1 protein-coding gene is annotated in these 1676 nt (G+C 63.1%); it reads right to left on the bottom strand.

Going from position 1 to position 1676, the window contains the following annotated elements:
• Window positions 1-1652, bottom strand: a 1652-nt coding sequence (locus IGS51_RS05475) for a DUF748 domain-containing protein (RefSeq protein ID WP_297076907.1), incomplete at its 3' end; no start/stop codon positions are given.
• Window positions 1653-1676 lie beyond the last annotated feature (24 nt).

The following is a 1676-nucleotide window of genomic DNA, read 5'->3' as shown; positions in this document are numbered from 1 at the left end:
CGCAGCCCCACCCCCTGGCTCCGCACTACGGCCTGCCAGCGATCGCCCACTAGGTCGCCCTCCGCCTCGACTCGTCCGCCCGCGACCTCCAGCGTTGTGTTTTGCAGCCGCAGATTCTCACCCGCAATCAGCAGTTCTCCCCGCGCTGGGTAGGTCGCCTCCGCCGCCTGCCATTGAATCGCCGTGCGGAGTGCATTGGACGGCCCCTCTACCTGCGCGGTTGCATTAACCCGTCCCAGCACGATTTCTGGCGGCAGCTTTGCGCCGTAGGTTCGCGCTAGGGCATCGGCGGGCAGATTTCGCGCCTGGACTCGCGCCTGCACGGTCGCCTCCTCGCCCAGCCCCAGCACGCCGCCCCCTGTCACCACGCCACCGCCCGGAAGCTGTGCCACCAGATCCGTCAAATCAACCCGCTCCTTCACCAGCGAAAAGCGGGTACTGAGGCGATCAATGGCAACTTTGTCAATTAGCAGGGGACGACTGCTGCGAACCGTGCCCGCCACAATCGGCCCATCGGGCGGCCCCGTCACCGTTACATCGGCATCAAAGGCCCCAGCTAGGGTAATCGGGGTCGCTACGTCTGCCGTTTCTTCGATCTGGCGAAAATCCACGTTGCGGACGCGAGTGGACAGGTTGTAGCCCTCACGCAGGTCATAGGTTCCTTCTACTTCAACGGGAATCGTGCCGTAGGTGACGCGCCCGTCTTCGATGGTGATCAGCCGATTGCGAAACCGCAGTTGGGCCCCGGCCTGGGTAATGCGCTTGGGCACATCGGCGATCGCCACTGCCACATCGGCAAACCGGGCCGTCCCGTTCAGCCCCGTCACCGTGTCGTCGGCAAACCGAAGCTCCAGGTTGGAAGACAGCCGTCCGTCTTCCAGCGCCACGGGCATCGCCAGCAGCGCCCCCACATCCTGCACGGCAATGCCATCGGACTGCACCACCAAATTCAGCCGAAAATCGGGCACAGTGATCCCTTCGCCCCGCAGCCGCAGTGCCCCACCCCGGCCGGGATTTCCAGTGACATCAAAGCGAATATTTTGCCCCTCCAGCGTCACCCCGCTGGCATCGGTAGCCTCGATGGAGTCCAGGTTTACCTCGCCGTTGACCTGTTGCAGCCGCACCGATAGATCCGAATCAGGCTGCACCCCCGGCTTTTCCGCCTCGATCATCAGTTGCGCCGAGGGAGCCACGGTCACCGTGCCGTCTGCGATCAATAGCTGCCGCAGTTCAACCTTCAGCGGGGGGTCGTCCTCGCTCTCGGCCAGTTCAATGGCGATCCACTTGCCGTCGTCGGTCTGGTCGAGAAAAATGTCGGGGTTTTGCAGGGTCAGCACCAGCCCCAGACGACGCTGGAGCAGATCCAGGAGGTTAAACCGGGCGCGGACTTGCTGCACCGTAGCGCGATCGCCATCGGTCTCCGTCGGCGGCAAAACTGATTCGCCAAACACAATCTCGCCTTGGCCGCGCCAGTTGAGCGCAATGCCTTGCAGCGGGCCCACCTGGACGGGGCGGTTGATCGTCTCACTCAGGGTGGTAGACAGCAGCGGAGCCAGGTCGTTTCGCAAAAAACTTCGCACCCACAGCGTTCCGCCCACGCCGCCTGCCAGTGCGACCAGCCCCAAAATAATCATCACAATCGAAATAACCATCGCCACGATCGGGCGATTGACAAA

Origin of the sequence: Thermoleptolyngbya sp. M55_K2018_002 (assembly GCF_015295965.1) — a bacterium.
GTDB lineage: Bacteria > Cyanobacteriota > Cyanobacteriia > Elainellales > Elainellaceae > Thermoleptolyngbya > Thermoleptolyngbya sichuanensis.
Note: the sequence above shows the minus strand (reverse complement) of the source record. Positions and strands in the feature narration are given on the sequence as shown.